The organism is Vibrio sp. 10N.286.45.E10, from assembly GCF_002874195.2.
Classification (GTDB): Bacteria; Pseudomonadota; Gammaproteobacteria; order Enterobacterales; family Vibrionaceae; genus Vibrio; species Vibrio crassostreae.
Genome location: NZ_MCWD02000001.1, coordinates 1345923 through 1358936 on the forward strand (window position 1 = coordinate 1345923; position 13014 = coordinate 1358936).

Here is a 13014-nt window from a genome sequence, read left to right on the forward strand (position 1 = left end):
AATGTGTTGTCGCTTTAAAAATAGATGGCTTATTACTTATTGCTTATGGTTTATGACTTATTGCCTGTACTGCGCGTTGTTCGCTGGGAAGTAATTGCTATTGAGAATAGAACCCATTAAAGCATTTATTGCGCTGTGACGCTCCCTAGGAAACTCAATTTCCAATATTTCCTCACCTCTAAATGAATAATTCGCAACGACCTGAAAGGAAAACTAAGCATTCTGATTCTGTCAGCTCGATACCAAAGCAGGGGATTTACCCCTAATTTTTATGCAAGTAAATTGGCGTTTATAGGAGAGTGCACTCATAAGTTACCAATCGAACGATGATTTATAAATTGATAGCGAAACGATTGCGTTTTGTCTCGATATTAACTTTATCAATGACTTGCAACTTTTGGTTGTAAGACCAGTTATAGCGACTGTTTTTTGTGCAATATTTGTTACAAAAATTCAACAAAGTAGTTTTTTATACATTTTTCTTGCATAAAAACTCGGATTGAATAGAATAACCAACAAATGACAATTAATGCAGTATTGTGGCATGAGTATTCAAGTAAAGAGCATCAACAAATCATACGGTGATACCCAAGTTCTTCACGACATCAGTTTCGACTGTGAGAGTGGCGAAACCTTGGTATTGCTTGGCCCAAGCGGCGCGGGCAAGAGTTCATTACTGCGTGTATTGAACCTGCTAGAAATCGCGGACAACGGCGAATTAGACATTGCGAACGAGCAATTCGACTTTTCAAGCCAAATCCAAGAGAAGCAGGGGCTTAAACTTCGTCGTAAAGTCGGCATGGTGTTCCAGCAATACAACTTATGGCCACACATGACGGTGATGGAAAACTTGATTGAAGCACCAACCAAAGTGGCGGGTTTGGATAAGCAAGAAGCGATTAAGCAAGCTCAAGAAGTACTAAAGACACTTCAACTTGCTGACAAAGCAGACGCTTGGCCACTTCAACTATCTGGCGGTCAACAACAGCGTGTTGCGATTGCTCGTGCTCTTATGATGAAACCGGATGTGTTGTTGTTTGATGAACCAACGGCAGCACTCGACCCAGAGATCACCAACCAAGTTGTTAGCATCATCAAAGAGCTAAGCGGCACTGGGATCACTCAGGTTGTTGTGACTCACGAAGTTGATTTCGCCAAGAAGATTGCAAGCCATGTTCTTTACCTTGAGAAGGGTTACATCGTGGAACACGGCACCAACGACGCATTTATTAACCCGCAGACTCCAGAGTTTGCTGAGTATCTTACTCATTAAGTAAGTCAGTTATTAAAAGAAAGTTGACTCACTAGATTTAGCTAAACACAACATCAATTAAAACAATCAAATTATAAGAATGGCCACAGGCCGCTATTACACAGTATTCGGAGTAACAAAATGAAAAAGATTCTACTAGCTTCACTTATCGGCCTTGCTTCTTTCAACGCAGCAGCTCAAGAAGAAATCAAATTCGCAATGGAAGCAACTTACGCACCATTCGAATACATGGATGAGAACAACCAAATCCAAGGTTTTGATGTAGATCTAGCAAACGCACTTTGTGAAGAGATGAAAGCGACATGTACTTTCCACAACCAAGCGTTCGATAGCTTGATCCCTGCACTTAAATTCAAACGTTACGATGCCGCTATCTCAGCAATGGACATCACTGAAGCGCGTCTTCAACAAGTAAACTTCTCTAACGCTTACTACGATAACTCTGCAGCATTCATCTCTTTCGAAGGCAAAGTAGCAGACCAAGCCGCTCTAGAAGGCAAGCGTGTTGGTGTTCAAAATGGTTCGACTCACCAGAGCTACCTACTTGAGCAAATGACTGGCGTAACAGCAGTACCTTACTCAAGCTACCAAGATGCATTCATCGACATGAAGAACGGTCGTATCGATTCTGTATTCGGTGACACAGCTGTTGTAGCTGAATGGTTCAAGAAAGAAGACAACCTAACGTACGTTGGCGACCAAGTAACAAACCAAGAGTACTTCGGTAACGGCTTTGGCATCGCAGTAAACAAGAGCAACCAAGAGCTTGTAGACCAGCTTAACGTTGCACTGGCAGCAGTGAAAGCGAACGGCGAATACGACAAGATCTTCAACAAGTACTTCGGTAAGTAATTTATGGAATTAACGGGTTACTCTTTAGGGCTCGTCGAAGCAAGCTGGATGACTGTTCAGCTTGCGTTCGTAAGCCTATTGGTTGGATTGGTTCTAGCAGTTTTGTTTGCAAGTGGTGAGATGTCTCGTCGTATCGCAATCAAATGGCCAACGACTGCATTTGTGACGATTGTTCGTGGTTTACCAGAAATTCTGGTCGTACTGTTTATCTACTTTGGTTCGACACAAGTTCTGTTCATGATCACTGGCGATTTCATAGAAGTGAGCCCGTTCTTATCTGGTGTTGTTGCACTGTCACTTATTTTTGCTTCTTACGCTTCGCAAACCTTGCGTGGTGCATTAAAAGCAGTAAGCAAAGGGCAGAGAGAAGCAGCAAGCGCGCTGGGTATTTCTCAGTCTCGTGCATTCTTTCGTATCGTGTTACCTCAAGCGGTAAGACACGCACTACCAGGGTTAACCAACCAATGGTTAGTGTTACTGAAAGACACTGCATTAGTTTCGCTGATTGGTGTAACAGATTTGCTGAAACAAGCACAACTAACATCAGCGGCAACGCACGAAGCATTTACTTGGTACGCGACAGCAGCAGCAATCTACTTGGTCATCACTTTAATCACACAAAGATTGGTAAAAGTGATTGATGGTAAGTTCTCTATTCAAGGTTTGGGTAACAAAGGGGCAATGGCATGAATCAACAATACCTCTCTCAAATGCTTGAAGGCTTAGTAACCAGTCTACAACTCACAGGTGCTTCATTACTTGTTGGCTGTATCTTGTCACTGCTGATGACGGTAACGCTAATCCTAAGAATACCAGCGATTCACTGGTTCACTCGTGGCATCATTACGCTGTTCACTGGCACACCATTATTGGTGCAGATCTTCTTGGTGTATTACGGCCCGGGTCAGTTTGATTGGATTCGTGAAAGCTTCATGTGGACTTGGTTAAGCCAACCTTGGTTCTGTGCAATGTTAGCATTAGCATTGAACACTGCCGCATACAGCACGCTACTGTTCAGAGGCGCATTCAACGCGATTCCAGCAGGGCAGTGGGAAGCATGTCGCGCACTTGGCATGGACAAAGTAGCAACGCTTAAAGTGTTACTGCCATATGCTCTTTGTCGCGCAGTTCCAGCTTACTCGAACGAAGTGATTCTAGTCTTCAAAGGTACATCACTGGCCAGCACCATCACCATCATGGATTTGATGGGCTACGCTCAGCGTATCAACGGCCAAACCTACGACACGCTCACCGTGTTCGGCATTGCTGGCGCATTTTACTTAGCAGTGAACGGCATACTAACGCTGATCTTCCGTCAGGTAGAGAAAAAAGCGCTCGCTTTCGAAGCCGCGTAAGCCAGTCACTCACAAGCTTAACTAACGTATAAAAGCCTGCCATTTATGTTCGCATAGATGGCAGGCTTTTTGATGTTTGGGGTATGTAAGGTGAGTACAGTGTTTACGTACAGTTCAGTGGGATTTTCGCAAAAATCATACTATATAGAAACATTCTGCATTTTGTCATTCAATGAGTTTATCTATGTTTTAAGTCACTGAAATACTATGATTAATCGTGATAGATTACCATGCATATGAAACTAGATAGAAAGATTCTATATTTAAATGCAGAATTTTTCGGTCTAATAGCTGTTGAACTAAGCCGCTTCGCGGAGGACTTTCCTCTCACCTATCCGATAGACGAAACTTATGATGTATCCATAGATTAAGGAATACATCATGAGCCCATTAAGACAACAACTTATCGATGAAATGGCGGTTCGCCGTTTTTCTCCGAAAACCCATGCAAGCTATTTACGTTGGGTTAAAGATCTATCTACTACTTACGATCTGTCCCCTGATTTACTCACCGATCAACAGATTAGTGCTTATTTACGTACGCTCACCACAGAGCGGAGCTTAAGTAGTAGTACTTGTGCTCAAGCTTTGAATGCTATCTTGTTCTTTTATCGTGCCGTTTTGAATAGAGAATTTGAAGAGCGACTGGTTCCCCCGATTAAACGTGCCAGTAAAATACCGGAGCTGCTTAATCGCGAGGAAGTAAGAAGTATCATTAGTCATTGTCGAAGTCTTAAATATCAGACCGCACTTGAAATGTGTTACGGGTGTGGCCTACGTGTCAGTGAGGTCGTCGGCTTGTACGTGAAAGACATCGATGGTACGGCGAAACGACTGCACATTCATTGTGGTAAAGGTAAAAAAGATCGCTTTGTTCCACTGGGTGATAGCCAACTGAATCATCTTCGAAATTACTGGCGTCATTATCACCCAACCGTAGTGCTGTTTCCCAGCCTAGAGCCCGAAAAGCCATTGGGTATTAGCTCTTTGCAGAAGTGCTTCAAAGCAGCAAAAGTTGAGGCAAACGTCAGAAAATTAGGAGGAATACACGCCTTGAGGCACGCTTATGCGACTCATCAGCTCGAATCGGGCATGCCTTTGAATGTTCTGCAGCGTTACCTCGGACATTCGAATATCAAAACGACATTGAGGTACACCCATTGGATAGGTCATCACAACGAAAGCTCGGACGGAAGTAAGTTCGACTTAGTTGCTCAACTATGGGAGGAGAGCGAATGAACGCATTATCTCCTTACCAAGCCGTATTAACACAAGGTTTAGAAGAGCTTGATAAAAGCAAAGTCACACCGAGACAGTGGCAAGTGCTTAACCATTTAAGAGACTGCCGAACGGAGCGTATGGGCAGTTACGACTGGCGTTGTCAGCAATGTGGTCATGAAACTCGTTGGAACTGCTCTTGTCGAGATCGTCATTGCCCCAATTGCCAAGAGCAGATGAGACAGCAATGGCTAACAAAGCGAAGCCAAGATATTTTACCTGTGGCCTACCATCATATGGTTTTTACCTTACCTCACGAGTTCAATGCTCTGGTTAAAGCGCATCCTAAGGTGGTTTATCAATGCTTGTTTCATTCAGTGTGGGCAACATTATGCGCGTTTGCTAATGAGCGGCATCACCTTGTCGGTCAACTTGGAGCATTAATGGTTCTTCACACTTGGGGAAGAAATCTGAGTCAACATACTCATATTCATTGCCTACTACCGAGTGGGGTGCTTACAAAAGATCGGCAATGGCAACCGACAAGAAAAGAGAGTTACCTGCTTCCGGTTAAAGCCTTATCCGTTCGTTTTAAGAAAGAGATGTTATGTCGAGTAAGCGAGTTGATAGCAACGCACAGTAATTTATTAGAGGAAGCCGCTAGTAAGAGATGGGTTGTGTACAGTAAACCTGTACTCCACGAGCCTACAGCGGTAGTGGGTTATCTATCTCGGTATTGCAATCGTATCGGGTTAAATCCCAACCAATTAAGTTATAACGTGGATGGCCGTATCACGATGAGTTACAAAGACTACCGAACCAATGGGACGCAAAGAATGTGTTGTAATGCGGGCGAGTTACTTCGACGCTTACTTTTACATGTGTTGCCTAAAGGGCTAATGCGAATACGCTACTATGGCTTTTTAGCTAATGCTGTACGGGTAAAAGCGATAGCGGAAATTAGGCAAAGCTTACGAAAGCGACCCGCAGAGAAATCGGAAGTGCTGAAAGAGAAACCTTGTTGTCCGAACTGCCATAGCAACAGCATGGTACTCGTGTGCATCAATATTAGACCTAGGATAGTCGTTTCAGAGTACCAACTGACCTAGTTGTCTGATTATAATGAATAAAATTATCGTTGTGTTATGGCGAGAGAGGGGCATTGTTCGCTTTTAAAAAGATTATGCAACGGGTATAGTCGCTGTAGATAAATTGGCGGCTAGAAGTGGAAAATGGACGGCTGACGGGGTACCGGTCTTAATGATAAGAGTGGAACGCAAGTCAGTCCTAAAAAGCAAATTCCATAGATAGAAGCAGCCAAGTCCAACAGGTATTTATCCATTGTGCTACGACAACGGATAAATACTTAAGCGTTAAGTTTTTAAGAGGTAGTATTCAGTAATGCAATTAGATTTCATGTTTTCATTGGAGATGCAACTTATATTCGGGGTTATGTTTCTTTTTTTAGCTATGGGTATTGCATCATTGGTTTCAGGAGAAAACCCATATGCTCTGACAGTATTTTTGGTTGGCTTAGTACTTATTGTTTTGTCTGCTGGTGCTGTCATGTACATAGAAAATATAAAATCGATAGCGGGGGGGTGGGTGGAATCTCAACGAACTGATCTGCTCCAGTTAGACTGGACACCGCATTAAGCGACATATTGTTTTTCAAAGTTAACTGGACTTAGATACCCAAGGGCACTGTGCCTTCTTGTTCGATTATAATCAACTTCGATATATTCAAAAAGTGCTTGGCGCATCTCTTCTCGCGTCATTATCGGCTCGTATTGAACGGCTTCTACTTTCATTGAGTGGAAAAAGCTTTCAACACAGGCGTTATCCCAGCAATTTCCCTTCCTACTCATACTTTGTTTTAGATTATGGGCTGAGATTAAGTCTCTGTAATCTTTTGAACAATATTGGCTACCTCTATCACTATGGATAATTACCCCTTCGGGCATGCCTCTACGGAACAATGCCATTGATAGCGCATCACAGACCAGAGTCGCGGTCATTCTGGTGCTCATTGACCAACCAACTACTTGCCGTGAGTACAAGTCGATAACAACCGCCAAATACATCCAACCTTCGCTTGTCGCTAGATAGGTAATATCTCCAGCCCATTTTTGGTTTGGTGCTGTCGCATTAAAATCTTGCTCTAGCAAGTTCGGGGCAACAGGAAGCCTATGCTTGCTGTCTGTCGTACATTTAAACTTACGGGCTGCCTTCGCGACTAAGCTCTGGCGCTTCATGCTCGTGGCAATGGTTTTTACATCGTGCTTATTACCATTTGCCTCAAGTTCTTTTTGAATACGCCTTGCACCGTCGCGTTCCTTTTTATCATCAAAGACTTCTCGAACTTTGCTGTCAAGCTGCTTTCGGTGCTCGTTGCGTTGAGTGACTTTATGGCGATTATCAATCCAATAATAAAACCCACTTCGAGAAACCCCAAACACCTTAGCCATACGGACAATCCTATATTGCATAAGGTGTTCGAGCATAAACTCATAGCAATCTACTTTAGATTTTTCGCGAAGTAGGTGGCGGCCTTTTTTACGATATCTAGCTCTTCAGCTTGCTCAGCCAATAACCGTTTGAGTTTGGCATTTTCAGTGGCGAGTTCCCTTTCTCTATCGCTGATTTTCGCATCTTTTTTGACGGCTTTACGCCATCCATAAATTTGAGATTCATACAACGATAGCTGTCGTGCCGCAGCAGCGACACCGACTTTCTCTGCCAACTTAAGTGCTTCGGATTTAAATTCAGGAGCATGTTTGATTCGTGTTTTCTTAGTTGTCATTGTTCACCTCGTTAGTGATTGTACTCACTTAACTCAGTGTCCAAAACTTCTGGTGCAGATCAAATGTCTAAAGAAGTGTTTGACGACTTTGACCAGAAAAGTACTCTCTTTTTATTCATATTTCCTTTTGTTACAGCGGCTATAGGTACTAACCTTTTAACAGAAGTGATAACGAGAAATTTCAAGTTTGATCAAAGGTTAACTTTAGGCAAGGTACTGTTGGGTTTTGGGGACGGGATTAAGTTTATATTCGGGCTTGCTATTTTACCGATTACAATACCTCTGGTAATTGTTGTTGCAATACTATTTAGTGTCACCGCCACATCAAGGCGTTGGTATCCAAGGTTTGTTAGTATCGTCGGTAAAATCAGTCGTAGAACCGAATTAATTGTGCTGAAAGCGGATATCATCCTGCGCAGCATTTCTAAAGCCAAAACTTAACAAATAAGGATTAAGGTGTTGCGCAGCCAACACTAAATCCCGAGTGTTGAACAAGCCCGAAGCCACTTTATTAAGTGAATTGTACGATTGAACTTGAAGGGCGCACCGCTTTGAGGCTTTTCTCAAGGCGAGTGAGGTCAAGATAAGGTTGCGATAGCAATCTTATCAACCAGTTAGCTATTTTTCGTTTCTTTCGTCGTCACATCTCCTCTGATTTCGTCAATGCCATTCTCCTTATTATCAATGCCTTTCGGCTACATGGGTCGGCTTACTCCAACGCACGCCATCTGATGCTGACAGCAAGGGCAGGTTCTTATCGCTTTGCTCCTTATCGGTGCGGTGAGTGGCGGCATCCTATAGAGGAGGTTCAACAGCAGCAGTTGAATGCGGGTTCTTAAGGCGTGTGCTTGACCGCGCAAAAAACCGTAGTCTCTTACTCGCTGTAACCCTTTGGGCAGCACGTGTTGCAAAATGAGCAACAAGAACTTGAGGGTGGGTAAGGTGCGCGTTTGCCATGTTTTAGTCTGACTGTTTTTATAGCGGAAGGTGACCGTGTCATCGGTGATATGGATGATGTCTTCATCAGGCAGAACACCGCGATAGAGGTAGCGAGACAAATAATTGAGCGCAGCCTGACCGTACCCCACTTGTCTGCAATCGACCACCCATTCCTTGGGTATACCATTGGGAAGCCACAGCATAGGATGCTGATTAATGGCATCCAGCATTCTTGCTCGCCATACTTTGGCCAAAGCAAACGCGTTGAAAAGGTAATGCTTGTTGCCTTTGTGCCACGTTTGCCTCGACGCGTCGTATTGGCCTGCCGCCACGATAATGTGCAGATGTGGGTGCAAGTTTCGTTGTCGACTGTGAGTATGCAACACGGCGGTAAAACCAAGTTCACCTTGCCGTTGTCGGTTGGCAAAATCCTTTAATACCCCCGATGCCACCTTAAACATACCGTTATATATCGCTTTAGGTTGATGCCTCGCTAAGGCTCTTAATTGATACGGTAAAGTGAAAGTCACCATGAAATAGTGAACAGGTAACCGCTTTTGCTGCTGACGTTGAAGCCAGTCAGAAGTGGTGCGTTGTTGGCATTGAGGGCAATGACGATGACCACAAGAAAGCGGTAATCGGTCATCGTGATGACAGTGACTGCAGAACCATTGTGAGCGACCTTGTTGCTCTGTTTTACAACGGAGCATCGCCCCAATGGCTCGATGCATATCGCCATTCATCTGCGCATAATAGTGACGTTTAAGCGCAGAGTGATGTTGACGAAGCAGTTCAATAAAGGTACTCATGTAATGCTCCACGTTAAGTCTAGAGCATCAGTTAAATGGTTGATGGCCATCGCAGCATCGCGTTGTTTTAGCGTAGTCATTCGAGTGTAACGGGCAGTGGTGTTGAGGCTTGCATGACCCAGTAGCGTTTGCAGTGAACGCAGGTCTAACCCTTGCTCAAGTAAGTGCGTCGCGAAGCAATGTCTAAGTGAGTGGGGGCTGGCGTGTTTTTGGATCCCGCACTCTTTGAGCACAAGTTTCATGGTTTTTTGAATACCGCCACGATCCATGAGGGTGTCGCGACAGGTACCAAGGCCAGGAAATAAGTAGTAAGGGTGCTTATGGGTAAGCCAATGTACGCGAAGAGCTTTAAGCGTTCGCAGCGGAAGCGGCACCATTCGGTCTTTTCCGCCTTTTCCTTCCCGTATGTGAACGCGCATTGTTTGGCTGTCGATATCATGAACCGTTAGGTTCAGTCCTTCACCAAGGCGCAACCCCATGCTGTACAGAGTAAGAAAAAACACCTGATAACGTGTCTGTCGAGTGTGGCTAATCAGTGAGCTGACTTGTTGCGGTGTCAGTATGTCGGGCAGTCGTTTTACTTGTGGCGGCTTGACGATATTGAGCCATTCCCACTGTTTATCGAGCGTGTAGCGATAGAAAAACTGCAAGCCATTACGATCGAGTTTTATGGTGCTCCACGAGTGGGTTTGAATAAGAGACGCGAAGAACTGTTTGAGGTCGGCAGTGGTTAACGTATCGGGTACGCGATCGAAATGAGCGGTGATCCGACGAACTGCACGGGAATAGGCATCGATCGTCGCAGGTCGTTTACCTTGCAGCTTTAGGTTGGTAAGGTGTTGTTCATAAAGGGTGTTGTAGCGTTTTAAGTCATCGGGTTTCATGGGGTTACTCCTGTGAACGACCATCAGGGTGATGGTGTTACAAGAGTATGGTTTGCACTCGTTTTACTCTGCCGCGTAGCGGCTTCGTTCAACAAGAGACTATGGCGTCAATAGTTAATTTTTGACGCTATCTTTATCCCACATTGCGCCGTCTCTTAGCATTGAATTGAGTGTCACAACCATCTTTCTCATGCAGGCAACTATCGCTACTTTTTTAGGTTTTCCTGCCGCAAGTAATCGTTCATAAGTAGCCTTAAATACAGGGTTGCATTGGATAGCCGACATCATTGCCATGTACATGACTGTTCTAACTTGAGGCCGACCTCCTTTTATCATCCGTTTGCCTTTGAAGCGTCCGCTCTCTCTTGTTATAGGTGCGACGCCAATGAGAGAAGAGGCTTGCTTGTTAGTGATAAAACCGAGTTCGGGTACATTGCTAATTAGGGAGGCGGCTAGGATCTTTCCTACGCCAGGCATGCTTTGAAGGATGGTGTTCTTAGCTTGATATTCAGGGCAGCTCTCAATCAGCTTTTCTATCTTTGCCTCTACTTTTTCAAGCTGATTTTTTAGAGCGGTTAGAATCGGAGTAATAGTCGATGAGATGTTTTTGGGTAATATTTGTAGTCGGTTTCTTTCCATGGTTTGCATGGTGAGTAGTTGGTTCCGCCTCGTGACTAAGTCACTCATAAGGCGTATGTTTTCGCTTTTTAGCTTGGTAAGTTCGGGCTGAACTCGTTCGGCATAATGTGCGATGAGCTCGGCATCTAAACGGTCGTTCTTAGCTCGTTGACCAATGGCTTCAGCAAACCTTTTAATACGCAGTGGATTGGCAACGACATAAGGCAATTTGGCTTTATCACAGGCGAGTATGAAGGGCATTTCTAATCGACCTGTAGCCTCGATGACGACGCGTTGAGGTTTGTGTTTCTTAATGATTTTAATGGCATCGCTGATGCCTTTATCGGTGTTTGGTACGGTGAAGTAAATGTCGAGTGGACGGACATAGATGTCTAATTGTGACTTACCAGTATCAACGCCAACATTAATGTTTTGAAGTGTGTTTGTATTCATAATAAGCTAACTCTTGCTTGCAAATGCGGGCTCGAGACCCAGAAGACTATTCGAGTGTGGTGCTTGGAGTTCTATCTGACGTTCGTACTTGTTACCGGTCTCTCAATCGAGGAGCCATCGTTTAATCGAACTACCAGATAGAAGAACTTTAGTTGCAGCTAAAGTCTGGGTCTCACCTTACCCGATTGGAATGCTTATTATCCATACAAAGCGTTTAAGACGGATTCTGTAGTTGACCCGATCTAGTGGACACCTTCAATAGTAATTGGAGGTGTTTATGCCAGCTTATAAATCAGGTAAAAAAACTCAACAATATCTTACGGAATTTAAGGTAACTGCTGTCCGACTTTCGCTTCGAGAAGGAGCTACAGTTAAAAGCGTGGCGCTATCATTAGATATCCACCCTTATATGCTTTCTAAATGGCGAAAGGACTATAGAGAAGGGGTTATTATGGAAGATAAACGTAAGAAAAGGACTCAGATCCCGAGCCAGAAAACTGAGTCTAGTCGGATTGCAGAGCTCGAACGTCAGAATGAACAACTTAAGCTCGAGAATGACTTGCTAAAAAAGTGGCAACGATTCGTTGCCCAAGAAAATCGACAAAATTCCGATTCATAGCCCATTACAAAACGCGTTATTCCATTGTATTGATGTGCCGTTTTCTATCTGTTTCTAAGTCGGGTTACTACGCATGGCTTGATAGAGAACCAAGCCGCTACGATCAAGAAGAGCAGGCTTTGAAGAAGCGTATAATTAAAGTGTTTACCCAGAGTCGAGAGACTTACGGCAGCCCACGAGTTCATGCAGAACTGAGGCGCCAAGGCGTTTTGGTTAGCCGCAAGCGTGTGGCTCGGATCATGAGAGAGCAAGGGCTAAGAGCACGAAGTTATCGCATTTACATGAAAATGGCCAAGCTACATCGGTTCTATCAATCGATTAAGAATATTAAAAAAGACACACCAAAACCAACAGCAGTTAATCAACAATGGTCAGGAGATCTAACGTATATAAAGCAAGGTAAACGTTGGATGTATCTAGCCGTCGTTATCGACCTTTACTCACGTAAAATCGTCGGTTGGTCGCTTGGTAGTAAGAAGAGTACACAGCTAACGATGAGTTCGTTGAGAATGGCCATTAGAAATCGAAAGCCACAAGAGCGCTTATTGTTTCATACCGACAGAGGCTCTGAATATCGAGCCCATGAAGTTCAAGCTTTATTATCAAAAAATGGAATTGTCCCAAGTATGAATCGTCCAGGTCATTGCACCGATAATGCGGAGGTGGAGTCATTCTTCCATACGCTCAAAGGCGACATAATTAGGAAAAATAGTTTTAAAAGTGAGAAGCAGCTTAGAGATAAACTTGCCGGTTATATCCAGCATTTTTATAACCGTTATAGACTGCACTCAAGTCTCGGATATCGAACCCCACATGAGTATGAAGTCGTGACGGGTTAAAGAGAATAGGGTGTCCATTTTATCGGGTGAAGATCACAGCCAACGCTCGGCATTTCTGGTTCCAATTGGTTTTTGTGTTTAAGGTGCGTTACTTTGGGTTAAGTGTTGCGTTGGCTGCCACTTAGCAAAGCGTTATATTTCTTTTCAACTATTGTCATAATCCATAAGATCAATGGGTTATGTCGAATGGTAACGAAAGGTGACATTACCTTTTTTCTTCGGCATTTTCCTGTAGAATCGCGATGACTATTAGCAGCACCGACGGGAGGAATACAATATGAATATATTTAATGTTGAAATTTCCTCTATCTGTCTGACTCAAGCTGTCGCGATATACCTCCCCTGCAATTTA

13 protein-coding genes are annotated in these 13014 nt (G+C 43.9%); 9 read left to right on the forward strand and 4 right to left on the reverse strand.

Going from position 1 to position 13014, the window contains the following annotated elements; all coding sequences use genetic code 11:
- Window positions 1–544: 544 nt before the first annotated feature.
- From artP to BCU34_RS06100, 7 genes are all read left to right on the forward strand, one after another.
- Window positions 545–1273: an arginine ABC transporter ATP-binding protein ArtP gene (artP, locus tag BCU34_RS06070; protein WP_048658777.1), complete on the forward strand. Its 729-nt coding sequence runs from the start codon at window positions 545–547 to the stop codon at window positions 1271–1273.
- 120 nt (window positions 1274–1393) lie between these two features.
- Complete coding sequence (locus tag BCU34_RS06075; RefSeq protein WP_019820795.1) at window positions 1394–2125, forward strand: arginine ABC transporter substrate-binding protein; 732 nt, start codon at window positions 1394–1396, stop codon at window positions 2123–2125.
- Between the two features lie 3 nt (window positions 2126–2128).
- Entirely contained in the window at window positions 2129–2815 is a 687-nt protein-coding gene (gene artQ, locus BCU34_RS06080; RefSeq protein ID WP_017061822.1) for an arginine ABC transporter permease ArtQ, read from the forward strand.
- Complete coding sequence (gene artM, locus BCU34_RS06085; RefSeq protein ID WP_102479039.1) at window positions 2812–3480, forward strand: arginine ABC transporter permease ArtM; 669 nt, start codon at window positions 2812–2814, stop codon at window positions 3478–3480. The genes artQ and artM overlap by 4 nt, the downstream gene beginning before the upstream one ends.
- A 381-nt stretch (window positions 3481–3861) precedes the next feature.
- A complete protein-coding gene (locus BCU34_RS06090; RefSeq protein WP_099166413.1) occupies window positions 3862–4719 on the forward strand; it encodes a tyrosine-type recombinase/integrase in 858 nt (285 codons plus the stop codon).
- Complete coding sequence (locus BCU34_RS06095; protein ID WP_102479488.1) at window positions 4716–5807, forward strand: transposase; 1092 nt, start codon at window positions 4716–4718, stop codon at window positions 5805–5807. Before BCU34_RS06090 ends, BCU34_RS06095 begins: the two co-directional genes overlap by 4 nt.
- Before the next feature lie 292 nt (window positions 5808–6099).
- On the forward strand, window positions 6100–6354 hold the full coding sequence (locus BCU34_RS06100) for a hypothetical protein (protein ID WP_108145142.1): 255 nt from the start codon (window positions 6100–6102) through the stop codon (window positions 6352–6354).
- Here the strand turns inward: BCU34_RS06100 and BCU34_RS06105 are convergent.
- Window positions 6351–7501, reverse strand: a protein-coding gene (locus tag BCU34_RS06105) for an IS3 family transposase (protein WP_102480628.1) whose coding sequence is annotated in 2 segments (ribosomal slippage) — window positions 6351–7258 and window positions 7258–7501 — 1152 coding nt in all. Because the reading frame shifts where the segments join, the coding sequence is not laid out codon by codon here. The genes BCU34_RS06100 and BCU34_RS06105 overlap by 4 nt on opposite strands.
- Window positions 7502–7564: 63 nt before the next feature.
- Here BCU34_RS06105 and BCU34_RS06110 point away from each other — a divergent pair.
- Complete coding sequence (locus tag BCU34_RS06110) at window positions 7565–7942, forward strand: hypothetical protein (protein WP_102480561.1); 378 nt, start codon at window positions 7565–7567, stop codon at window positions 7940–7942.
- Between the two features lie 254 nt (window positions 7943–8196).
- Here the strand turns inward: BCU34_RS06110 and BCU34_RS06115 are convergent, their stop codons facing one another.
- The 3 genes from BCU34_RS06115 to BCU34_RS06125 form a co-directional block, all read right to left on the reverse strand.
- Entirely contained in the window at window positions 8197–9249 is a 1053-nt protein-coding gene (locus tag BCU34_RS06115; protein ID WP_102478636.1) for a transposase, read from the reverse strand.
- On the reverse strand, window positions 9246–10133 hold the full coding sequence (locus BCU34_RS06120; RefSeq protein ID WP_102478635.1) for a tyrosine-type recombinase/integrase: 888 nt from the start codon (window positions 10131–10133) through the stop codon (window positions 9246–9248). Before BCU34_RS06120 ends, BCU34_RS06115 begins: the two co-directional genes overlap by 4 nt.
- 114 nt (window positions 10134–10247) lie before the next feature.
- Complete coding sequence (locus BCU34_RS06125; RefSeq protein ID WP_102480197.1) at window positions 10248–11204, reverse strand: IS110 family transposase; 957 nt, start codon at window positions 11202–11204, stop codon at window positions 10248–10250.
- A gap of 277 nt (window positions 11205–11481) precedes the next feature.
- Here BCU34_RS06125 and BCU34_RS06130 point away from each other — a divergent pair.
- A protein-coding gene (locus tag BCU34_RS06130) for an IS3-like element ISVisp1 family transposase (protein ID WP_102479999.1) occupies window positions 11482–12662 on the forward strand; the annotation gives its coding sequence in 2 pieces (ribosomal slippage) (window positions 11482–11767 and window positions 11767–12662; 1182 coding nt in all).
- The last annotated feature ends 352 nt before the right edge of the window (window positions 12663–13014 follow it).

What these genes read in the sequence shown, in the direction of transcription:
- artP (WP_048658777.1), top strand. Translation starts at nt 545, where the DNA reads ATGAGTATTCAAGTAAAGAGCATCAACAAATCATACGGTGATACCCAA.
- BCU34_RS06075 (WP_019820795.1), top strand. Translation starts at nt 1,394, where the DNA reads ATGAAAAAGATTCTACTAGCTTCACTTATCGGCCTTGCTTCTTTCAAC.
- artQ (WP_017061822.1), top strand. Translation starts at nt 2,129, where the DNA reads ATGGAATTAACGGGTTACTCTTTAGGGCTCGTCGAAGCAAGCTGGATG.
- artM (WP_102479039.1), top strand. Translation starts at nt 2,812, where the DNA reads ATGAATCAACAATACCTCTCTCAAATGCTTGAAGGCTTAGTAACCAGT.
- BCU34_RS06090 (WP_099166413.1), top strand. Translation starts at nt 3,862, where the DNA reads ATGAGCCCATTAAGACAACAACTTATCGATGAAATGGCGGTTCGCCGT.
- BCU34_RS06095 (WP_102479488.1), top strand. Translation starts at nt 4,716, where the DNA reads ATGAACGCATTATCTCCTTACCAAGCCGTATTAACACAAGGTTTAGAA.
- BCU34_RS06100 (WP_108145142.1), top strand. Translation starts at nt 6,100, where the DNA reads ATGCAATTAGATTTCATGTTTTCATTGGAGATGCAACTTATATTCGGG.
- BCU34_RS06110 (WP_102480561.1), top strand. Translation starts at nt 7,565, where the DNA reads ATGTCTAAAGAAGTGTTTGACGACTTTGACCAGAAAAGTACTCTCTTT.
- BCU34_RS06115 (WP_102478636.1), bottom strand. Translation starts at nt 9,249, where the DNA reads ATGAGTACCTTTATTGAACTGCTTCGTCAACATCACTCTGCGCTTAAA.
- BCU34_RS06120 (WP_102478635.1), bottom strand. Translation starts at nt 10,133, where the DNA reads ATGAAACCCGATGACTTAAAACGCTACAACACCCTTTATGAACAACAC.
- BCU34_RS06125 (WP_102480197.1), bottom strand. Translation starts at nt 11,204, where the DNA reads ATGAATACAAACACACTTCAAAACATTAATGTTGGCGTTGATACTGGT.